Here is a 21,124-nt window from a genome sequence, read left to right as displayed (position 1 = left end):
GCTCTACCCTTTCGTCCTTCGAAAGGGAGCCGATACCACATGCAATACGCCATTCTCTGCTACAGCGACGAAGACGTCGTCGGATCATGGACCAAGGAAGAGGACGAGGCCTGCATGGCGCGCCTCCTGACGATCCAGGAACGCCTGCATAAGGAGGGTCGCCTCGGCCCGGTGCTGCGCCTGCTGCCGACGACCGCAGCCACCACGCTGCGCAAGGGCAAGGACGAGCCGCTGGTGCTCGACGGCCCGTTTGCCGAGACCAAGGAACAGCTGCTCGGCTTCTACGTCGTCGACTGCGCCTCGCTCGACGAGGCGCTCGACATCGCGCGCGAACTGACCGAAGCCAACCCGGGACCCGGCTCCTACGAGATACGGCCCATCGGGATCTTCCATCCCTGGACGTTGCCCGCATGACAGACATGGAATGGATCAGCCAGGCACTGAGCTCCGCGCGACCGCGCGTGGTAGCCGCCCTGCTGCGCTATTTCCGCGACCTCGACACGGCCGAGGAGGCATTCCAGGACGCCTGCCTCAGGGCATTGAAGGCATGGCCGAAGAACGGGCCGCCGCGCGATCCCGTCGCCTGGCTGATCTTCGTCGGACGCAATGCCGCCATCGACGCGGTGCGCCGCAGCGCGCGCAACCAGCCATTGCCCGACGAACAGGCATTGTCCGATCTCGACGATGCCGAGGAGGAGATCGCCGCGCGGCTCGACGATTCCGACTATCGCGACGACATCCTGCGACTGCTCTTCGTCTGCTGCCACCCCGACCTGCCGGCGACGCAGCAGGTGGCGCTGGCGCTGCGCATCGTGTCGGGGCTGTCGGTGAAGCAGATCGCGCGCGCCTTCCTGGTCGGCGAGAGCGCCATGGAGCAGCGCATCACGCGCGCCAAGGCGAAGGTCGCGCAGGCCGGCGTGCCGTTCGAGGCGCCGGGCGCGGTGGAGCGATCCGAGCGCCTCGGGGCGGTTGCCGCGATGATCTATCTCGTCTTCAACGAAGGCTATTCGGCGAGCGGCGGCGACGCGGCGATGCGCCTGCCGCTCTGCGACGAGGCGATCCGCCTCGCGCGGCTTCTGCTCAAGCTGTTCCAGTCCGAGCCCGAGATCATGGGGCTGGCCGCGCTGATGCTGCTGCAGCACGCGCGGGCGGCGGCCCGGTTTGACGGCGATGGCGCGGTCGTGCTGCTGGAAGACCAGGACCGTGGCCTGTGGAACCACAAGATGATCGCCGAGGGGCTGGCGCTGATCGACAAGGCGATCCGCCACCACCGGCCCGGCCCGTACCAGATCCAGGCGGCGATCGCTGCGCTGCACGCGCGCGCCAAGCGGCCCGAAGACACCGACTGGGCGCAGATCGACCTGCTTTACGGCGCGCTGGAGCGGTTGCAGCCGTCGCCCGTCATCACGCTGAACCGCGCCGTCGCCGTGTCCAAGGCGCGCGGTCCTTCAGAGGCACTGGCGATGATCGAGCCGCTCGAGGCACGGCTGTCGGGCTATTTCCATTTCTTCGGCGTCAAGGGCGGGTTGCTGATGCAGCTAGGGCGGCGTGCCGAGGCGCGCGAGGCCTTTGCCCGCGCCATCGCGCTTGCCAACACGACCGCCGAGGCCACCCATATCCGCATGCATCTCGACAGGCTCGAACGCGAGACCGACGACAGCATTGCAGGCGCCTCGCCGGGCTGATCCCTTTCGCGGGCTGCGACCCCTCTTGGCAATTCCTGACGAGGCCCTGTCGGAATCGCCGATGCCGGGCCGTCCTAGGTGCACAGCATAAGCAGGGAGAACAATCGTGAACATGCAGGTCAATCCGTCCACCAATCGCGACCTCGTGCTGACGCGCCTGTTCGACGCGCCGGCCGAAAAGCTGTTTCGCGCATGGACCGAGCCCAAGCTCATCAAGCAATGGTTCGCGCCGCGGCCATGGAGCGTATCGGGCGCCCGGACCGACCCGCGGCCAGGCGGCAGTACGCTCGTGGTGATGCGCGACCCCGAGGGCAACGACCATCCGAGCGAGGGCGTCTACCTGGAGGTGGTGCCGAACCGGAAGATCGTCTTCACCGATGCCTATACCAGCGCCTGGGTGCCATCCGACAAGCCGTTCATGACGGTCATCCTGAGCTTCGAGGAGGAACCGGACGGCAAGACGAAATACACCGCGCTGGCGCGCCACTGGACCGCCGAAGACCGCGAGGCGCACGAGACGATGGGCTTTCACGAGGGCTGGGGCCAGTGCGCCGACCAGCTTGCGGAACTGCTGAAGACATTCTGAAAGGAGAAACCCGATGGCCGACCAGAAGACAAAGGCGATCCCCGGCGTGATCGCCTATTTCACCGTCAGCGACAGCAAGGCAGCGACTGCTTTCTACGAGAAGGCCTTCGGCGCCCGCCTGATCGACCGAAGAGAGAACCCGGACGGGCGGTCGATGCATGTGCATGTCGAGATCAATGGCGGGTCGATGATGTTCAACGACCCCTTTCCCGAATATGGCACCATGCAGGACGCCCCGAAAAACATCGTGCTGCATCTGGTCGTCGACGACGCCGACGCGTGGTGGAATCGAGCGACAGAAGCCGGCGCGGAGATCGTGCATCCGATCAAGGTCGAGTTCTGGGGCGACAAATACGGCCAGCTCAGGGACCCGTTCGGGGTGCATTGGGGCATCGTCGGGCCGGCCTGACCGCTCCCGCAAAACGGCGGGGTTCGCCTAATCCGTGAACGAGACGACGGGGCCTGGCTGGGTGAGGCTCTGCAGGGCCTCGGTGGGCGCGCCGTCGATGGCGCCCACGACGTTGCGCGCGAGCTCGCGCCCGGCCAGCCTGATGTTCTCGTTGACGACCAGAAGCTGCGGCCGGAACAGGTGCAGGAGATTGGCCGACTGCTTGGAGACGATGTCGATGTCCTCGCTGAGTTTCAGGCCGGCGTCCTCGATGCCGGCGACGAGCGCGAAGGTGGCGCCGCCGGCGCCGCTGACGATGCCGTCCGGCCGGTTGGGGCGCTGCATCAGCTGCAGGGTGCGGGCGCGGATCTGGTCGATCGAGTGATCGACGGTGACGTTGTCGAAGGCGACCTCGTCCAGCCCGTGCTCGGCCAGCGCGTCTGAAAAGCCGTCGCGCATGTGGCGGTGGTAGCTCAGCGCCGAGGGCGGCGCGAGCAGCGCCAGCCTGTGGCGGCCGAGCGCGGCGAGCCTGGCGACGGCCTCGCTGGCGAAGGCGTAGTTGTCGAAATCGTGGAAGGGATGCGCCACGCCCATGTTGGTGCGGCCATGGGCGGAGAAGGGAAAGCCGCGCTCGATCATGTAGCGGACGCGCTTGTCGTCCGGTTCGGTGCGCGAGATGATGATGCCGTCGGCCGAACCGGTCTCGACAACATAGCGCACCGGCTCGAGCGGATCGTTGTTGCGCGAATAGGGCGTCACGATCAGGTGGTAGGGCGTCTGGGCGAGCTGCTCGGATATGCCGTAGATCATGTCGGAGACGAAGCCGCCGATCTGCTCCTCGGTGTTGAGAACCAGGCTGATGACATTGGTCTTGCCGGTGCGCAGGCGAACGCCGGCGCGGTTCGGCCGGTAGCCGACCTGGCGCGCGACGAGCTGCACGCGGCGGCGCGTCTCCTCGCCGATTTCCGGCGCATCCTTCAGCGCGCGCGACACGGTGGTGACGGCCAGGCCGGTCATGAAGGCGATCGTCTTCAGGGTCGGCCGGCCGGCGCCCGACGGTGCGGGCATGTCGGACGCTGGGTCATGCGGCTTGTTCATTGTCCCGCCTCTTAACCGCCGGTGCCGCAAGCGGCAACGTTGTTGACGCACAGTGAACGGGAAATCGGGCCGAGGCAAGTTCTGTAACGTTACAGTACTGACTCCTGTTGCCCTCAGGGCGCAGTCGGAGGCGCAAGAGCCCAGGCAGTCGAGCGGTGGTTGTTTCGCAGTGCAAACGGGTGCAGGATCAGCGGCTTACAGGGTTAAAGAGGCCAGTTTTATTGCATTGCAGCAGAGTTTGACCGGATGCCGAAACATGCCGGCGGGCCTGCGCCATTAGTTCGACATTCGAAAAAATTCGGCTCTACGCCGATTTGCGCATTGCGATTCCGAAATGCCTCCCCTATCCTCCGATCTGTAACGTTTCAGATTCTGGGAGGAGTATAAATGCGTTATCATTTCCTGGCCGCCGCGCTTGCCGCGTCGACAGCCATCACACTGGCAGCACCAGCCGGAGCAGCCGACCTCGAGGTCACCCACTGGTGGACGTCGGGCGGCGAAGCAGCGGCTGTCGCCGAATTCGCCAAGGCGTTTGACGCCACCGGCAACAAATGGGTCGACGGCGCCATCGCTGGCGGCGGCAGCACGGCGCGGCCGGTCATGGTCAGCCGCATCACCGGCGGCTCGCCGATGGCCGCAACGCAGTTCAACACCGGCCGCCAGGCCGAGGAACTGGTCGAAGCCGGCCTGATGCGCGACTTCACCGATCTGGCCGCCAAAGAGGGCTGGAAGGACTTCATCCGTCCGGCCAGCCTGCTCGAAGGCTGCACGGTCGACGGCAAGGTCTACTGCGTGCCGGTCAACATCCACTCCTGGCAGTGGCTGTGGCTTTCCAACAAGGCGTTCGAGGATGCCGGCGTGCCGGTTCCGACCAACTGGGACGAATTCGTCGCCGCCGGGCCCGCACTCGAGAAGGCCGGCAAGATCCCGCTCGCCATCGGCGGCCAGTCCTGGCAGACGACCGGCACGTTCAACGTGCTGATCCCGGCCATCGCCGGCAAGGACGTCTTCCTGAAAGTCTACCAGGACCACGACGCGGAAGTGGCCGCAGGGCCCGAGATCGCGAAAGTGTTCAAGGCCGCCGACGACGCGCGCAAGATGTCGGCCAAGTCGAACGTCCAGGACTGGAACCAGGCGACCAACCTCGTCATCACCGGCCAGGCCGGCGGACAGATCATGGGCGACTGGGCGCAGGGCGAGTTCCAGGTGGCCGGACAGGTCGCCGGCAAGGACTACACCTGCCTGCCGGGCCTCGGCGTCAACCAGCTGATCTCGACGGGCGGCGACTCGTTCTACTTCCCGAAGCTGGACGATGCCGACAAGACCGCAGCCCAGGAAGTGCTGGCATCGACGATGCTGAACGCGTCCACGCAGGTTGCGTTCAACCTGAAGAAGGGTTCCGTGCCGGTGCGCGGCGACGTCGATGTCTCGGCAGCCAATGACTGCATGAAGAAGGGCCTCGACATCCTCGCCAAGGGCAACATCATCCCCGACACCAACCAGCTCAACACCGAGGACACCAACAACCAGCTCAACGACCTGTTCGTCGAGTTCTTCAAGACGCCCTCGATGACACCGGAAGAAGCTCAGAAGCGCTACGCGGCCATCATCGCGTCCGCCGACTGATCTTATCGCCAAACGCGACAGGCCGATCCGCAAGCGGACCGGCCTGTCCGCGCGCAGCCGGAGCCCATGATGAGCATCAGCGGAACCACGACCCGCCGCCCGAGCCAGCTGTTCAGGAACCTGAACGCCAAGATCGCCTCGCTGCCGATGATCCTGACCGCGCTCGTCGTCTTTCTCGGCGGCACGGCGTGGACGATCGTCTACTCCTTCACCAACTCCAAGCTGCTGCCGCGCCTGAAGTTCGTCGGGCTCGACCAGTATGAGCGCCTGTGGTCGCAGTCGCGCTGGTTCACCTCGATCGAGAACCTGCTCGTCTACGGCGTGCTGTCGCTGATCTTCTCGCTGGTCATCGGCTTCATCCTTGCCGCGCTGCTCGACCAGAAGATCCGTTTCGAGAGCGTGTTCCGGACGATCTTCCTCTACCCCTTCGCGCTGTCCTTCGTCGTCACGGGACTGACCTGGCAGTGGATCCTCAATCCCGATTTCGGCGTGCAGCACATCGTGCGCAGCCTCGGCTGGGAAAGTTTCAACTTCAATCCGCTCTATGACCAGCAGATCGTCATCTACGGCATCCTGATCGCCGGGCTGTGGCAGGGCACCGGTCTGATCATGTGCCTGATGCTGGCCGGCCTGCGCGGCATCGACGAGGATATCTGGAAGGCCGCTCGCGTCGACGGCATCCCGACCTGGAAGACCTATCTGTTCATCGTCATCCCGATGATGCGTCCGGTGTTCATCACCACGCTCGTCATCATCGCCTCGGGCATCGTGCGTCTCTACGACCTGGTCGTGGCGCAGACGAGCGGCGGCCCGGGCGGCGCCTCCGAGGTGCCGGCAAAATATGTCTACGACTACATGTTCCTCGCCCAGAATCTCGGCCAGGGCTTTGCCGCATCGACCATGATGCTGCTGTCGGTGGCGATCATCGTCGTGCCATGGGCCTATCTCGAGTTCGGAGGGAAGAAGCGTGGCTGACGTGCAAACCCTCAACACGGTCGCCGTCGGCATCGATCCGGCCGCCGGCCAGCTGTCCGGCCCGCGCGGCGCCAAGCCGCGCCGCGTGCTGTCGCGGCGCAACATCTTTCTCTACGGCACGCTGATCGTGGTTGCCGTCTATTACCTCATCCCGCTCTACGTGATGATCGTGACCTCGCTGAAGGGAATGCCCGAGATCCGCCTCGGCAACATCTTTTCGCCGCCGGTCGAGATCACCTTCGAGCCCTGGGTTAAGGCCTGGGCGACGGCATGCACCGGGCTGAACTGCGACGGGCTCTCCCGCGGCTTCTGGAACTCGGTGCAGATCACCGTGCCCTCGGTGATCTTCTCGATCGCGGTGGCCTCGGTGAACGGCTATGCGCTCGCCAACTGGCGCTTCAAGGGCGCCGACACCTTCTTCACCATCCTGATCGTCGGCGCGTTCATTCCCTACCAGGTGATGATCTACCCGATCGTCATCCTGCTGCGCGAGATGGGCCTCTACGGCACGCTCTGGGGCCTCGTCATCGTGCATTCGATCTTCGGCATGCCGATCCTGACGCTGCTCTTCCGCAACTACTTCAGCTCGGTGCCGGAGGAACTCTTCAAGGCTGCGCGCGTCGACGGCGCCGGTTTCTGGCGCATCTATTTCGTCATCATGCTGCCGATGGCGCTGCCGATCTTCGTGGTCGCCATCATCCTGCAGATCACCGGCATCTGGAACGACTTCCTGTTCGGCGTGATCTACACCAAGCCCGATACCTACCCGATGACCGTGCAGCTCAACAACATCGTAAATTCCGTGCAAGGCGTGAAGGAGTACAACGTCAACATGGCCGCAACCATCCTGACCGGCCTGGTGCCGCTGATCGTCTATTTCGTTTCGGGCAAACTGTTCGTCCGCGGCATCGCGGCCGGCGCGGTGAAGGGATGAGCGGCATGGAAAGCACCGACGTCAGCGTCTCCATCCGCAACCTGTCTCTGAACTTCGGCACCGTCTCGGTGCTGAAGAACCTCGATCTCGACGTCCAGGACGGCGAGTTCCTGGTGCTGCTCGGACCGTCCGGCTGCGGCAAGTCGACCCTGCTCAACTGCATCGCCGGGCTGATGGACGTCACCGACGGGCAGATCCACATCAAGGGCAAGAACGTCACCTGGGAAGAGCCCAAGGACCGCGGCATCGGCATGGTGTTCCAGTCCTATGCGCTCTATCCGCAGATGTCGGTGAGGGGCAATCTCAGCTTCGGGCTGAAGACGGCGGGCGTCGCCAAGGACGAGATCGCCAAGCGCGTCGCGCGCACCGCCGACGTACTGCAGATCGAGCCGCTGCTCGACCGCAAGCCGTCGCAGCTGTCGGGCGGCCAGCGCCAGCGCGTCGCCATCGGCCGGGCGCTGGTGCGCGACGTCGACGTCTTCCTGTTCGACGAACCGCTGTCCAACCTCGACGCCAAGCTGCGTTCGGAACTGCGCGTCGAGATCAAGCGGCTGCACCAGAAGCTCGCCAACACGATGATCTACGTCACGCACGACCAGATCGAGGCGATGACGCTGGCCGACCGCATCGCGGTGATGCGCAGCGGCCTGATCCAGCAGCTCGACGCGCCGCAGACCATCTACAGCCGGCCGGTCAACCGTTACGTCGCCGACTTCATCGGCTCGCCGGGCATGAATTTCATCGAGGGCGAGGTTGCCCTGAAGGACGGCGGGGCGCATTTCCGCTTCGACGGGCTCGACATCCCGCTTGCGCGTTACGAGTTCGACAAGGCAGGCGCGAAAGCCGGACCGGCGACCTTCGGCATCCGGCCGGAGCATGTCGCGGTCAACAGCGGCGAGGACTGGCCGTTCACCGCCACCGCGCCCGTCGAGATCGTCGAACCGATGGGCTCCGACACGCTGGTCTGGTCGCGGCTCGGAAAGCAGGCGCTGACCATCCGCGTTTCCTCCGAGCGCACGCCGCGCGTCGGGGAAAACGTGACAATAGGATTCGATCCGATGAACGCATCGCTGTTCGATGCGGCATCGGGCGAGAGACTCTAGCCGGCCTCCCGGGCCCGAGGCATTCTTGGAAGGAACTCACATGAACTGGTCGTTTCAACTCTACAGCGCCCGCAATTTCCAGCCTTGGGACAAGATCCTGAAGATGCTTGCCGGTCTCGGCTACAAGGAGGTCGAGGGCTTTGGCGGCGTCTACGCCGACCCCGCCGGCTTTCGCGCGGAGATGGACAAGAACGGACTGGCGATGCCGACCGGTCATTTCCCCGTCGACATGCTGGAGAACGATTTCGACGGTGCGCGCAGGCTCGCTGACGCGCTCGGCGTCACCACGCTGATCTGCCCCCATATCGTTGCCGAGGCGCGGCCGGCCGACGCCGCCGGCTGGCGCGGCTTCGGCGAGCGCCTCGCCGCCATCGGCGAAAGGACCACGAAGGCCGGCTACGGCTTTGCCTGGCACAATCACGATTTCGAGTTCAAGAAGCTCGCCGACGGCAGCGTGCCGCAGGAGCACATTTTCGAATCGGCTCCCGACCTCGGCTGGGAAATGGATCTTGCCTGGCTGGTGCGCGGCGGCTCGGAGCCACTCGCCTGGATCGACCGCTTCGGCAAGCGCATCGTGGCAGTGCACGTCAAGGACATCGCCAAGCCGGGTCAGGGCCTGGACGAGGACGGCTGGAGCGACGTCGGCCACGGCACCATCGACTGGGCGGCGATGCTGAAAGCGTTGCGGGCGAAGACGCCGGCGAAGCACTTCGTCATGGAGCAGGACAATCCAAACGACATCGAGCGTTTCGCGCGCCGTTCCATCGAAGCCGTCAGTTCATACTAGCAAGAGATTTTCAGGAGCACTCCCCATGGCACGCAAACTCGGAGTCGGCATCGTCGGCTGCGGCAACATCTCGGCCGCGTATTTCTCGCTCGCGCCGCTGTTCAAGGGCATCAAGGTCACGGCCTGCGCCGACATCAACCCGGCGGCGGCAAAGGCCCGTGCCGAGGAATTCGGCGTCCGCGCCGAGGCGACGGTCGAGGACCTGATGAAGGCGAAGGACGTCGACATCGTCGTCAACCTGACCGTGCCGGCAGTCCATTACGCGATCTCGCGTCAGGCGCTCGACGCCGGCAAGAACGTCTATTCGGAAAAGCCCTTCGTGCTCGACGTCAAGGAAGGGCTCGACCTGAAGAAGCGCGCCGACAAGCAGGGACTGCGCGTCGGCTCCGCGCCCGACACCTTTCTCGGCGGCGCGCACCAGCAGGCGCGCCACCTGGTCGACAGCGGCGCGGTCGGTCGCATCACCGGCGGTACCTGCCATGTGATGAGCCACGGCATGGAGCACTGGCACCCGAACCCGGACTTCTTCTTCCTGCCGGGCGCCGGACCGATCCTCGACCTCGGGCCCTACTACATCACCAACCTGATCCAGCTGATCGGGCCGGTGAAGCGGGTCACGGCGCTGACCTCGACGCCCAGCAAGGAGCGCACCATCGGCAACGGCCCGCGGCTTGGCGAGAAGGTGCCGGTGAAGACGCCGACGACCATCCACGCGATCATGGAATTCGAGAGCGGCGCGGTGGTGACTTTCAACGCCAGCTGGGACGTCTGGCAGCACGGCCACTCGCCGATGGAACTCTATGGCGAGGACGGCACGCTGCACGTGCCCGACCCCAACTTCTTCGGCGGCGATCTCGCCATGACCAAGCAGGACAAGCCGGTGAAGAAGCTGCCGAAGTGGCAGCATCCCTTCGGCGTGCCCAACCAGAAGCATGCGCGCGGCATGATGGCCAATTACCGCACCGCGGGACTCGCCGACATGGCGCTGGCGATCGCCGAGGACCGCCCGCATCGCTGCTCGCTCGACATGGCGCTGCACGCCATCGACGTGATGACCGGCATCCTGAAGTCGGGCGAGACGGGCAAGTTCGTCGCCATGCGCACGACCTGCGAACGACCCGAGGCACTCGGGGCCAAGCAGGCGCGGGCCATGCTGGCAAAGAAGGCCTAGGCCTCCGATCCGGGAGAGCGGCCCGCCGGCCGCCTCCCCTCAGGCCGTCACATAGACGAGTATGGCGAGGTAGGTCAGGTTGTGCAGAAGCTGGTCGACGCCGATGGCGTTCCAGAAGCGGGCGCCCTCGCGGATATCGCAGCGCCTGACGACCTGCTCCTTCACCCAGTCGATATGGTAGTGAACCACGAACTCGGCGACGAGCACGGTCAGGATGACGGAAGGCGACGGCATCACCGCCAGCAGCGCGATGAAGGTGCCGGTAACGTGGGAGCCGGCATGGACGAGGCCGCCCGGCGCGCCGTAGGTGCCTTTCTGCGACAGCTGCCACGGTGTCTGGAAGACGAAGTCGCAAAGGCAGTGCTTGACCAGAAGCAGGGCGAGAAGGGTAATCGCGGCGGAAGTCATCCGAAGTCCCGTTTGTCGTTCGCGAGGCGTCCGCACCGCGGCCCGCAACCTGCGGGACGGTCGCCGACCTGTCAATTGCGCGAGGGCCCAAAAGGCCTTCCCCCATGGGGACGCGCGCATTGCAGAGAAGGCCGGCCTGCACCATCTATAGGCGCAGATGAGCTCCAGTGAGAATTTCGCCGCAAGGCTGGCCCTGCGAAGCGGCGGTGGCAACGAGAACGTGCCGCTCGGCCAGCGGCTGGCAACGCTCAAGCACCTGAAGCGACTGTTCCAGCAGATCTGGCGCACGAGCCGGCCGCTGACCGCGGCCGCCATCGGCCTGCGCCTGCTGCGCGCCGTGCAGCCGCTGCTGCTGCTTTACGTCGGCAAGCTGATCATCGACGAGGTGGTGCTGCAGACCGGGATGCCCTCGCCGGGCCCCGGCTTTTCCGACTGGCTGGCGAGCGGCCGGCTGGCCACGGTGGCCGAACTCCTGGCGCTGGAATTCGCGCTGGTGCTGGCCGGCGATCTCCTGTCGCGCGGGGCGTCGCTTGCCGACAGCCTGCTGGCCGAGCTGCACTCCAACACGGTCAGCATGGAGCTGATGCAGCATGCCGCCGGCCTCGATCTCAGGCATTTCGAATCCAGCGAATACCAGGACCGGCTCGAGCGGGCGCGGCGCCAGGCGGCGGGGCGCAACCAGCTCCTGTCGCAGGTCTTTTCGCAGGGGCAATCGATCATCACCATCCTGACGCTGGCGGCCGGCCTGCTGTTCTACGCGCCCTGGCTGATCCTGCTGCTGCTGATCTCGCTGATCCCCTCGGTGATCTCGGAATCGAAGTTCAACACGCGCTCCTACCGGCTCAACCGGCTGCGCTCGCCGGAGCGGCGTGAGCTCGAATATCTGCGCTATATCGGCGCCAGTGCGGAGACCGCCAAGGAGATCAAGCTGTTCGGGCTCGGCTCCTTCCTGGTGGCGCGCTTCCGCCGTCTGGCCGAGACGATCCTCATCGAGAACCGCAGGCTGGCGACGCAGCGCGCCTTCTGGGGCGGCGTGTTCGCGGCGCTCAGCTCGGCCACCTATTACGGCGCCTATGCCTATATCGTCTGGCGCACGGTGGACGGCGAATTCACGCTTGGCGACCTGACCTTCCTCGCCGGTTCCTTCCTGCGCCTGCACGGGCTGTTCGAGCAGCTTTTGATCGGCGTGACCCAGATCGCCGGCCAGTCGCTCTATCTCGACGATCTGTTCTCCTTCTTCGACATCAAGCCGACCATCGTCGCGCCGGCCGAGCCGAAACCGTTCCCGGCGCCGATCCGCGAGGGCATCGTCTTCGAGGGCGTCGGCTTCCGCTATCCCGACACCGAGCGCTGGGCGGTGCGCGACCTGTCCTTCACGCTGAAGGCCGGCGAGGCCCTGGCGCTGGTCGGCGAGAACGGCGCCGGCAAGACCACCATCGTCAAGCTTTTGACCCGCCTCTACGACCCCGACGAGGGGCGCATCCTGATCGACGGCATCGACCTGCGCGACATCGATCTCGCCGAGCTGCGCACCCATATCGGCGTCATCTTCCAGGACTTCATCCGCTACTCCATGACGGCGGCCGAAAACATCGGCGTCGGCCGCATCGAGGCCGGCATCGACCGCGAGCAGATCGTCAGTGCCGCCGAACAGAGCCTGGCGGCCGGCGTCATCGACAGGCTGCCGCTCGGCTACGAGCAGCCGCTCGGCAAGCTGTTCGCCAATGGCCGCGACCTGTCGGGCGGCGAATGGCAGAAGGTGGCGATCGCCCGCGCCTACATGCGCCAGGCCGAACTGATCATCCTCGACGAGCCGACGGCCGCCCTCGACGCCAAGGCCGAGGCCGAAGTCTTCCAGCGGTTCAAGGGCCTGGCCGCCGGCAAGACAACAGTGCTGATCTCGCACCGCTTCTCGACCGTGCGCATGGCCGACCGCATCCTCGTCATTGCCGACGGGCGCATTCTTGAGTCCGGCACGCATGACGAACTGGTGGCGAGCAAAGGCGTCTATGCCGACCTGTTCGAGCTGCAGGCGGCAGGGTATCGCTAGGCGCCGTCAGGCGGCGAGCTTCAGGCCGATGATGCCGGTGATGATCAGGCCGATGCAGGCGAGGCGGACCGCTGTTGCCGGCTCGTTCAGCAGCCAGATGCCGAGGATCGCCGTGCCGACCGTGCCGATGCCGGTCCACACGGCGTAGGCGGTGCCGACCGGCAGTTCCTTCAGCGCCAGGCCGAGCAGGCCGAGGCTGGCCAGGATGCAGGCGATGGTGACGACGGTTGGCGTCAGCCTGGTGAAGCCATGCGTGTATTTCAGGCCCATGGCCCAGGCGATCTCGAACAGGCCGGCGACAAACAGAATGAGCCAATGCATCGTGCATTCTCCCGTAGTGAAAGGGCCGTCCCTTCCGGTTCGCTAGAGCTGGTCGAGGTCGTCCCCGCCGCTGTCCGGCGTGCCGGGCGTCACACGCCGTATGACGCCTCGCCGACCTCTATGCCGTAGGCAGCGCCTGCGTCCAGCATCATGTGCCAGAGGCTCTCGGCGAAGCTGGTGAAGACAAGAAGGTTGAAGGTAGCCGCGCCGCCTGCCGTGTCTTCGCCGCGCCACAGCGTGACGGCGGTATGGTCAACGGATGTCGCCGCAGCAGTGCCGACCGGAAACACCGAGGCGTCGAGATCGAGCGAGCAGAATTTCGCCAGCACGTCACGCGCCCGCGGTCCGGCGATGCGGACCAGCGCGCGGGCATCGGACTGGTCCGACAGCGACGCCGCGCCTGCAAGGGGGCCGGCAAGTGATGCCAGCGGCGAGGCGAGGCCATCGCGCGGGGAGAGCGCCAGGAACTGGTCGGGACCCGACCAGATGAGCAGGCTGCCGCCCGCCGCCACGGCCTTGGGCTTTAAGGGTGCGGCAACGCCGAAATGTGCCTTCGCGGCCTTGGCCAGCGCGCCCGCCTTGCCACGCCGCGCCATGACCTGAACCAGCGCGAAATCGCTCAGGCCCGTATAGGCAACGCCCGATCCGCCGGTCTCGGCGCCGTGATGGCCGGGCTTCAGAACATGCGACAGCGGTGCCGTCGCGACCCAGGACAATTCAGCCACGCTGGCGTCCTCCCTCGGGATCGTAGAAGACCGGGTTGCAGATCTCGACATCGTAGTCCTCGCCGCGCAGCGGATCATGCGCGCGCATGACTTCGCCGATGCGGTCGCGCCCACGGGCAAGCAGGCCGAGCCCTATCCACTGGTCGAGCATCGGCGAGAAGCAGACCGACGTGACATAGCCGTGGTCGGTCGACGGTTCGGGCATCTCGCCCATCGGGATCAGATGCGCGCCCGAGCGCAGGCGGCGCGCCTTGTCGGTTGGCCTTATGCCGACGACAACCTGCCGGTCGGGCGCCGTCAGCGCGTCGCGGCCGGCCATGGTGCGGCCGATATAGTCCTTCTTGGACGACATCATCTTGCCGAGGCCGAGGTCGCCGGCAGTGGTGGTGCCGTTGAGCTCCGGCCCGGCGACGTGGCCCTTCTCGACGCGCATGACGCCGAGCGCCTCGGTGCCGTAGGGGATGATGCCGAAGGGCTCGCCGGCGCGCATCAGGTTGCGCACCAGCGCGTCGCCGAAACGGGCCGGGACCGAGATCTCGAAGGCCATCTCGCCGGAGAAGGAGATGCGGAAGAGACGCGCCCTTATGCCGCCGCGCAGCGCGACCTCGCGCACGCCCATGAAGGGGAAGCCTTCGTTGGACAGGTCTTCTTCGGGATCGACGATCTCGCGCAGCAGGTCGCGGACCTTGGGCCCGGCGATGGAGAACTGCGCCCACTGGTCCGAGACCGAGGTGAGCTGGACGTCGAGTTCCGGGAACAGCACCTGGCGGCAGAATTCGAGATGCTGCATCACCGACCCGGCCTTGGCCGTGGTGGTGGTCAGGAAATAGTGATCCTCGGCGAGCCGCGACGTGGTGCCGTCGTCATAGACCATGCCGTCCTCGCGCAGCATCAGCCCGTAGCGCGCCTTGCCGACGGCAAGCGTGGAGAAGGTGTTGATGTAGACGCGGTCGAGGAAGGCGCCGGCATCGGGACCGTGCACGTCGATCTTGCCGAGCGTCGAGACATCGCAGAAGCCGACGCCCGAGCGCACCGTCCTGACCTCGCGGGTGACCGATTCCAGCCAGTCCTTCTCGCCGGCGCGCGGATACCATTGCGCGCGCTTCCACAGCCCGGTGTCGACGAAGACCGCGCCCTGCTCCTCGGCCCAGTGATGGGACGGCGTCAGGCGGGTGGCGTGGAAGTGCTCGCCCCGGTTGGTGCCGGCCAGCGCACCCATGGACGTGGGCACATAGGGCGGGCGGTAGATGGTGGTGCCGGTTTCGGGAATGGAGCGGCCGGTGACCGCCGCCATGATGGCGAGGCCCGAGACGTTGGAGGTCTTGCCCTGGTCGGTCGCCATGCCGAGCGTGGTGTAGCGCTTCAGGTGCTCGACCGACTGGAAACCCTCGCGCGCCGACAGTTCGATGTCGGAAGCGGTGACGTCGTTCTGGTAGTCGACGAAGGCCTTGCCCTTGCCGGCGACATGCCAGAGCGGCGACAGCGGCGTTTCCGGCGCGTCGGCGGCCGAGGCTGCCTTGCCGGCGCTCTTCGAAAACCCGAGATCGGAGGCGGCCGTGGCGCCGGCGGCGTGGCCGTCGGCAAGACAGGCGGCAAGACCGAAGGAGCCGTTGGCGGCACCGGCGGCATGCATGCCGGGCGGCGGCGAGTCGGGCACGAAGGCTGCGATGTCGTCGCGCCATTTCGGCCGACCACGGTGATAGGAGGTAAGCGCCAGCGCCGGGTTCCAGCCGCCCGAGACGGCGAGACCGTCGGCCTCGACGGTGGCGCGGGCGCCACCGGCGAGCGCGACCGAGATCGAGCCGATGCCGTCCTTGCCGCCGTCCACCCTGTCGACCGCACCGTTGAGAATGGCGAAGCCGGCGTCCCTGGCCGTTTCGCGCTGCGCGGCCGAGATCTCGGCGCGGGAATCGACCACGGCGGCAACCGCCAGCCCGGCGGCAAGTGCGGCCTCGACCGTCTTCCAGCCGTCGTCATTGTTGGTGAAGAGCGCGATGCGCCGCGCCGGCGTCGCCGCGTAGCGGGAAATGTAGGTGCGCATGGCCGACGCCGTCATGACGCCCGGCACGTCGTTGCCGGGGAAGACGATCGGCCGCTCGATGGCGCCGGCCGCGACGACCGAGCGCCTGGCCACGATGCGCCACAGGCGCTGGCGCGGCGTATGCGCCGGCGGCACCGGCAGGTGGTCGCTGACGCGCTCGAGCGCGGAATGGACGCCGCCGTCATAGACGCCGGTGACGGTGGTGCGCGCCATGATGCGGACGTTGGGCAGGGCTTCGAGCTCGGCAAGCGCCTTGGCGGCCCATTCGCCGGCCGGCATGCCGTCGATCTCGCCGCCATCCGACAGCAGGCGGCCGCCGAATTGCGTTCCCTCATCGCACAGGATGACGCGCGCGCCGGTGCGGCCGGCGGCGAGGGCTGCCGCAAGGCCGGTCGGGCCACCGCCGGCGACGAGCACGTCGCAATGCGCCCAGGCCTTCTCGTAGCTATCCGGATCGGCAGCCTCGGCGGCGCGGCCGAGACCGGCGGCGCGGCGGATCAGCGGCTCGTAGAGCTTTTCCCAGAGCGCGGCCGGCCACATGAATGTCTTGTAGTAGAAGCCGGCAACGAAGATCGGCGAGGCAAGCTGGTTGACCGACAGGAAGTCGTGGCGCAGCGACGGCCAGCGGTTCTGGCTCGCCGCCTCCAGACCGTCATAGAGCTCGGCCGTGGTTGCCTTGGTGTTGGGCTCGCGCCTTGCGCCGCTGCGCAGCTCGACGAGTGCGTTGGGCTCCTCCGATCCGGCGGTCAGGATGCCGCGCGGACGGTGATACTTGAACGAGCGGCCGACCAGCCTGACGCCGTTGGCAACGAGCGCGGAGGCCAGCGTGTCGCCGGCATAGCCGGTCATCGGCTTGCCGTCGAAGGTGAAGTTCATCGGCGTCGAGCGGTCGATCAGGCCGCCGGAGGCGAGGCGATGTGACTGGCTGCTCATCGCTTGCCGACCTTTGCAGCACCGGCGCCGCGCGCGGCCTCGACGGCGGAAATCTCATGCGTCAGCGTGTTGCGCGTGACCTTCAGCCAGGCGCGGCAGCCGCCGCCGTGGTACCAGAGTTCCTGCATCTCGCCGGCGACGTTGTCGCGCAGGAAAACGTAATCGAGCATCGCATCGACGCCCTGCTCGAGCGACGGGCGCACGGGCGTGGCGTCGCCGAGATAGCTGAACTCGCCGTTCTCGCGCGGACCGCAATATGGACAGGCTATGCGCATCTCTTCTTGGCCGTTCTCAATGCAGGTTCGGTTGGGCGCCCATGCCCTTTTCGTCGATCGTCCAGCCGGTGCGGAAACGGTCGAGGCGGTAGCGCGCCGCTTCCTCGTGCGGCTCGTCGCGCGCCAGCAGATGGGCGAAGGTCAGGCCCGCGCCCGGCGTCGCCTTGAAGCCGCCGTAGCACCAGCCGGCATTCAGGTAGAGTCCCTCTACCGGCGTGCGGTCGATGATCGGCGAGCCGTCCATCGACATGTCCATGATGCCGCCCCATTGCCGCAGGAGGCGCACGCGGCCGATGATCGGCATCAGCGCCATGCCGCCCTCGCAGACGTCTTCCATGGTCGGCATGTTGCCGCGCTGGGCGTAGGAATTGTAGCCGTCTATGTCGCCGCCGAAGACGAGGCCGCCCTTGTCGGACTGGCTGACGTAGAAATGGCCGGCGCCGAAGGTGACGACGCACGGGATGAGCGGCTTGATGGCTTCCGAGACGAAGGCCTGCAGCACGTGGCTCTCGATCGGCAGGCGCAGCCCGGCCATCGCGGCGACGCGCGATGAACTGCCGGCGACCGACATGCCGACCTTGCCGGCGCCGATTGCCCCGCGCGACGTCTCGACGCCGATGACCTTGCCGGCCTTGTCACGCGTGAAGCCGGTGACCTCGCAGTTCTGGATGATGTCGACGCCGAGCTTGTCGGCGGCATGGGCATAGCCCCAGACCACGGCATCATGGCGCGCGGTGCCGGCGCGGCGCTGCAGCAGGCCGCCCTGGATGGGAAAGCGCGCATGCTCGAAATTGAGGAACGGCATCATCTTCCTGACGCCGTCCTGGTCGAGCAGTTCGGCGTCGATGCCGTTGATTCGCATGGCGTTGCCGCGCCGCGCATAGGCGTCGCGCTGGGCGTCGGAATGGTAGAGGTTCACGATGCCGCGCTGGCTGACCATCGTGTTGTAGTTGAGGTCCTGCTCCATCGTCTCCCACAGCTTCATCGACAGCTCGTAGAAGCCGATATTGCCGGGCAGCATATAGTTGGAGCGGATGATGGTGGTGTTGCGGCCGGCATTGCCGGAGCCGATCCAGCCCTTCTCGAGCACCGCGACGTTCCTGATGCCGTAGCGGCTGGCGAGGAACCAGGCGGTGGCGAGTCCGTGCCCACCGCCGCCGATGATGACCACGTCGTAGTGCTTCTTTGGCGCTGCGTCGCGCCAAGTACGCGGCCAGTTCTTGTGGCCGTTGAGCGCCGCGCGGGCGAGGGAGAAGATCGAGTATTTCATTTCCTGCCGTCTCGGACCCGCTTGGCGCGCTTTCGCATGCTAGATGTCGAGCGTGTGATCGCGTTCCCACTGCGTAAGGTGCGAAGCATAGGAATTCCATTCGCCATGCTTGAGCTTTAGGTATGCCGACGAGAATTCCTCTCCCAGCGCCGCCTTGAGCGATTTGTCCTTGTCGAACTCGCGCAGCGCGTCGAGCAGGTTGAGCGGCAGCTTGGGCGCGCCCTTCACCGTGTGGCCGTGCTGGTACATGTCGATGTCGTAGCGCTTGCCCGGGTCGGCCTGGGTGCGCACGCCGTCGAGGCCGGCGGCGATGATGACGGCCTGCAGCAGATAGGGGTTGGCGGCGCCGTCGGGCAGGCGCAGCTCGAAACGGCCCGGGCCCGGCACGCGCACCATGTGGGTGCGGTTGTTGCCGGTCCAGGTCACCGAGTTCGGCGCCCAGGTGGCGCCCGAAATGGTGCGCGGCGCGTTGATGCGCTTGTAGGAATTGACCGTCGGATTGGTGATGGCGGCAAGCGCGGAGGCATGCTTCATGATGCCGCCGAGGAAGGTGCGGCCCTTGGCGGAGAGCCCGAGTTCCATGTTCTTGTCGGCGAAGACGTTGGTCTTGCCGGACTTGTCCCAGACCGAGATGTGGGCGTGGCAGCCATTGCCGGTCAGGCCCATAAAGGGCTTTGGCATGAAGGTGGCGCGCAGACCATGCTTCTCGGCGACAGAGCGCACCATGAACTTGAAGAAGGAGTGCTTGTCGGCGGTGGCCAGCGCATCGTCGAAAGCCCAGTTCATCTCGAACTGGCCGTTCGCGTCCTCGTGGTCGTTCTGGTAGGGCTCCCAGCCGAGCGCCAGCATGTGATCGCAGATCTCGGCGATCACGTCGTAGCGGCGCATCACCGCCTGCTGGTCGTAGCAGGGTTTTGAGGCGGTATCGTATTCGTCGGAAATCTGCTTGCCGTCCGGCGAGATCAGGAAGAACTCAGCCTCGACGCCGGTCTTGACATGCATGCCCTCGCCGGCCGCCTCGTCGATCAGCCGCTTCAGCGTATTGCGCGGCGCCTGGGCGACCGACTTGTCTTCCATGATGCAGTCGGCAGCGACCCAGGCGACATCCGGCTTCCACGGCAGCTGGATGACGCTGTCGGCATCCGGCACGGCCAGCATGTCGGGATGCGCCGGCGTCAGGTCCAGCCAGGTGGCGAAGCCGGCGAAACCGGCGCCTTCCTTCTGCATGTCGCCGATCGCCTGCGACGGCACCAGCTTGGCGCGCTGGCCACCGAACAGGTCGGTGTAGGAGATCATGAAATACTTTACGCCGTTCTTCTTGGCGAATTGCGCGAGATCAGTAGCCAATAGAGTTCCCCATCATTTTGCCGAATGCCGTTCCGGTGGCTTGTTCTTCGTTCCCGGGTATGGCCGTTCAGAGACCGTTCTTGCCGGGTATCCAGCTGGTGCCGGCCAGCGGCACGCCAGCCATGGCGGCAGCCTCGAGCGTCAGCGCGCAAAGATCCTCCGGCTCGAGGTTGTGCACGTGGTTCTTGCCGCAGGCGCGCGCGATGGTCTGCGTCTCCAGCGTCATCACCTTGAGATAGTTTGCCAGGCGGCGTCCAGCGGCAATCGGATCGACGCGCTTCATCAGCTCGGGGTCCTGCGTGGTGATGCCGGCCGGATCCTTGCCCTCGTGCCAGTCGTCATAGGCGCCGGCCGTGGTGCCGAGCTTGTTGTACTCTTCTTCCCAATGCGGATCGTTGTCGCCGAGCGCCACCAGGGCGGCGGTGCCGATGGAGACCGCGTCGGCGCCGAGCGCCAGCGCCTTGGCAACGTCGGCGCCATTGCGGATGCCGCCGGAGACGATCAGCTGAACCTTGCGGTGCATGCCGAGATCCTGCAGCGCCTGGACCGCCGGGCGGATGCAGGCGAGCGTCGGCTGGCCGACATGCTCGATGAAGACTTCCTGAGTCGCCGCGGTGCCGCCCTGCATGCCGTCGAGCACGACGACGTCGGCGCCGGCCTTCACGGCGAGCGCGGTGTCGTAGTAGGGGCGGGCGCCGCCGATCTTGATGTAGATCGGCTTCTCCCAGTCGGTGATCTCGCGCAGTTCGAGGATCTTGATTTCCAGATCGTCCGGGCCGGTCCAGTCGGGATGGCGGCAGGCCGAGCGCTGGTCGATGCCCTTGGGCAGCGTGCGCATCTCGGCGACGCGGTCGGAAATCTTCTGGCCGAGCAGCATGCCGCCGCCGCCGGGCTTGGCGCCCTGGCCGACGACGATCTCGATGGCGTCGGCACGGCGCAGGTCGCGCGGGTTCATGCCATAGCGCGACGGCAGGTACTGGTAGACCAGCGTCTGGCTGTGGCCGCGCTCTTCCTCGGTCATGCCACCGTCGCCGGTGGTGGTCGAGGTGCCGGCGAGCGTGGCGCCGCGGCCGAGGGCTTCCTTGGCCGGGCCGGAGAGCGAGCCGAAGCTCATGCCGGCGATGGTGATCGGGATCTTCAGCTCGATCGGCTTCTTGGCATGGCGCGCGCCCAGCACGACGCTGGTGTCGCAGCGCTCGCGGTAACCTTCGAGCGGGTAGCGCGAGATCGAGGCGCCGAGGAACAGCAGGTCGTCGAAATGCGGGACCTTGCGCTTGGCGCCGCCGCCGCGGATATCGTAGATGCCGGTCGCCGCGGCGCGGCGGATTTCCGACATCGTGTAGTCGTCGAAGGTCGCGGACTTGCGCGGGGTGGTGGGCGGGTTCTTGTATGTCATGCTGT

General features: G+C 66.2%; 20 protein-coding genes. 11 read left to right on the top strand and 9 right to left on the bottom strand.

Going from position 1 to position 21,124, the window contains the following annotated elements; genetic code table 11:
* The first annotated feature begins 39 nt into the window (after window positions 1-39).
* From ACT2BZ_RS09385 to ACT2BZ_RS09370, 4 genes are all read left to right on the top strand, one after another.
* A complete protein-coding gene (locus ACT2BZ_RS09385) occupies window positions 40-414 on the top strand; it encodes a YciI family protein (protein ID WP_457940659.1) in 375 nt (124 codons plus the stop codon).
* On the top strand, window positions 411-1,685 hold the full coding sequence (locus tag ACT2BZ_RS09380; protein WP_457940657.1) for an RNA polymerase sigma factor: 1,275 nt from the start codon (window positions 411-413) through the stop codon (window positions 1,683-1,685). Before ACT2BZ_RS09385 ends, ACT2BZ_RS09380 begins: the two co-directional genes overlap by 4 nt.
* 112 nt (window positions 1,686-1,797) lie before the next feature.
* Window positions 1,798-2,271: an SRPBCC family protein gene (locus tag ACT2BZ_RS09375; protein WP_457941263.1), complete on the top strand. Its 474-nt coding sequence runs from the start codon at window positions 1,798-1,800 to the stop codon at window positions 2,269-2,271.
* Window positions 2,272-2,284: 13 nt separating this feature from the next.
* The gene (locus tag ACT2BZ_RS09370) at window positions 2,285-2,680 is read left to right on the top strand and encodes a VOC family protein (RefSeq protein WP_457940656.1); all 396 of its coding nucleotides are present in this window, start codon (window positions 2,285-2,287) and stop codon (window positions 2,678-2,680) included.
* Window positions 2,681-2,707: 27 nt separating this feature from the next.
* Here ACT2BZ_RS09370 and ACT2BZ_RS09365 read toward each other — a convergent pair whose 3' ends face one another.
* Complete coding sequence (locus tag ACT2BZ_RS09365) at window positions 2,708-3,757, bottom strand: LacI family DNA-binding transcriptional regulator (protein WP_457940654.1); 1,050 nt, start codon at window positions 3,755-3,757, stop codon at window positions 2,708-2,710.
* Window positions 3,758-4,144: 387 nt separating this feature from the next.
* Between ACT2BZ_RS09365 and ACT2BZ_RS09360 the strand changes: the two genes are divergently transcribed.
* The 6 genes from ACT2BZ_RS09360 to ACT2BZ_RS09335 all read left to right on the top strand — a co-directional run bounded on the left by ACT2BZ_RS09360 (window position 4,145) and on the right by ACT2BZ_RS09335 (window position 10,353).
* Window positions 4,145-5,383 (top strand): ABC transporter substrate-binding protein, encoded by a 1,239-nt coding sequence (locus ACT2BZ_RS09360; protein WP_457940652.1) that lies wholly within the window; start codon window positions 4,145-4,147, stop codon window positions 5,381-5,383.
* Window positions 5,384-5,452: 69 nt separating this feature from the next.
* The gene (locus tag ACT2BZ_RS09355; RefSeq protein WP_457941262.1) at window positions 5,453-6,358 is read left to right on the top strand and encodes a carbohydrate ABC transporter permease; all 906 of its coding nucleotides are present in this window, start codon (window positions 5,453-5,455) and stop codon (window positions 6,356-6,358) included.
* Window positions 6,351-7,292 carry a carbohydrate ABC transporter permease gene (locus ACT2BZ_RS09350; RefSeq protein WP_457940651.1) on the top strand — a complete coding sequence of 314 codons (942 nt, stop codon included), beginning with the start codon at window positions 6,351-6,353 and terminating at the stop codon, window positions 7,290-7,292. The genes ACT2BZ_RS09355 and ACT2BZ_RS09350 overlap by 8 nt, the downstream gene beginning before the upstream one ends.
* A gap of 5 nt (window positions 7,293-7,297) precedes the next feature.
* The gene (locus ACT2BZ_RS09345) at window positions 7,298-8,395 is read left to right on the top strand and encodes an ABC transporter ATP-binding protein (protein ID WP_457940650.1); all 1,098 of its coding nucleotides are present in this window, start codon (window positions 7,298-7,300) and stop codon (window positions 8,393-8,395) included.
* 40 nt (window positions 8,396-8,435) lie between these two features.
* Window positions 8,436-9,182, top strand: a complete 747-nt coding sequence (locus ACT2BZ_RS09340; protein WP_457940649.1) for a sugar phosphate isomerase/epimerase family protein — start codon at window positions 8,436-8,438, stop codon at window positions 9,180-9,182.
* Window positions 9,183-9,207: 25 nt separating this feature from the next.
* The gene (locus ACT2BZ_RS09335) at window positions 9,208-10,353 is read left to right on the top strand and encodes a Gfo/Idh/MocA family protein (RefSeq protein WP_457940648.1); all 1,146 of its coding nucleotides are present in this window, start codon (window positions 9,208-9,210) and stop codon (window positions 10,351-10,353) included.
* A gap of 39 nt (window positions 10,354-10,392) precedes the next feature.
* Here the strand turns inward: ACT2BZ_RS09335 and ACT2BZ_RS09330 are convergent, their stop codons facing one another.
* Window positions 10,393-10,761, bottom strand: coding sequence for a DUF3307 domain-containing protein (locus ACT2BZ_RS09330; protein ID WP_457940647.1), 369 nt, complete (start codon window positions 10,759-10,761; stop codon window positions 10,393-10,395).
* A 157-nt stretch (window positions 10,762-10,918) separates the two neighbouring features.
* Between ACT2BZ_RS09330 and ACT2BZ_RS09325 the strand changes: the two genes are divergently transcribed.
* Window positions 10,919-12,811 (top strand): ABC transporter ATP-binding protein, encoded by a 1,893-nt coding sequence (locus ACT2BZ_RS09325; protein WP_457940646.1) that lies wholly within the window; start codon window positions 10,919-10,921, stop codon window positions 12,809-12,811.
* Window positions 12,812-12,817: 6 nt separating this feature from the next.
* On the opposite strand, the gene sugE is transcribed toward ACT2BZ_RS09325, so the two are convergent.
* The 7 genes from sugE to ACT2BZ_RS09290 form a co-directional block, all read right to left on the bottom strand.
* On the bottom strand, window positions 12,818-13,132 hold the full coding sequence (gene sugE, locus ACT2BZ_RS09320; protein WP_457940645.1) for a quaternary ammonium compound efflux SMR transporter SugE: 315 nt from the start codon (window positions 13,130-13,132) through the stop codon (window positions 12,818-12,820).
* 89 nt (window positions 13,133-13,221) lie between these two features.
* The gene (locus ACT2BZ_RS09315; RefSeq protein WP_457940643.1) at window positions 13,222-13,857 is read right to left on the bottom strand and encodes a sarcosine oxidase subunit gamma; all 636 of its coding nucleotides are present in this window, start codon (window positions 13,855-13,857) and stop codon (window positions 13,222-13,224) included.
* Complete coding sequence (locus tag ACT2BZ_RS09310) at window positions 13,850-16,831, bottom strand: sarcosine oxidase subunit alpha family protein (protein WP_457940642.1); 2,982 nt, start codon at window positions 16,829-16,831, stop codon at window positions 13,850-13,852. The genes ACT2BZ_RS09315 and ACT2BZ_RS09310 overlap by 8 nt, the downstream gene beginning before the upstream one ends.
* The gene (locus ACT2BZ_RS09305; RefSeq protein ID WP_457940641.1) at window positions 16,828-17,106 is read right to left on the bottom strand and encodes a sarcosine oxidase subunit delta; all 279 of its coding nucleotides are present in this window, start codon (window positions 17,104-17,106) and stop codon (window positions 16,828-16,830) included. Before ACT2BZ_RS09305 ends, ACT2BZ_RS09310 begins: the two co-directional genes overlap by 4 nt.
* Before the next feature lie 16 nt (window positions 17,107-17,122).
* Complete coding sequence (locus ACT2BZ_RS09300; RefSeq protein WP_457940639.1) at window positions 17,123-18,376, bottom strand: sarcosine oxidase subunit beta family protein; 1,254 nt, start codon at window positions 18,374-18,376, stop codon at window positions 17,123-17,125.
* Between the two features lie 39 nt (window positions 18,377-18,415).
* Window positions 18,416-19,723, bottom strand: coding sequence for a type III glutamate--ammonia ligase (gene glnT, locus ACT2BZ_RS09295; protein WP_457940638.1), 1,308 nt, complete (start codon window positions 19,721-19,723; stop codon window positions 18,416-18,418).
* A 67-nt stretch (window positions 19,724-19,790) separates the two neighbouring features.
* Window positions 19,791-21,119, bottom strand: a complete 1,329-nt coding sequence (locus ACT2BZ_RS09290; protein WP_457940636.1) for an FMN-binding glutamate synthase family protein — start codon at window positions 21,117-21,119, stop codon at window positions 19,791-19,793.
* Window positions 21,120-21,124 lie beyond the last annotated feature (5 nt).

The sequence above is a fragment of the Mesorhizobium sp. 10J20-29 genome (assembly GCF_054130485.1).
Note: the sequence above shows the minus strand (reverse complement) of the source record. Positions and strands in the feature narration are given on the sequence as shown.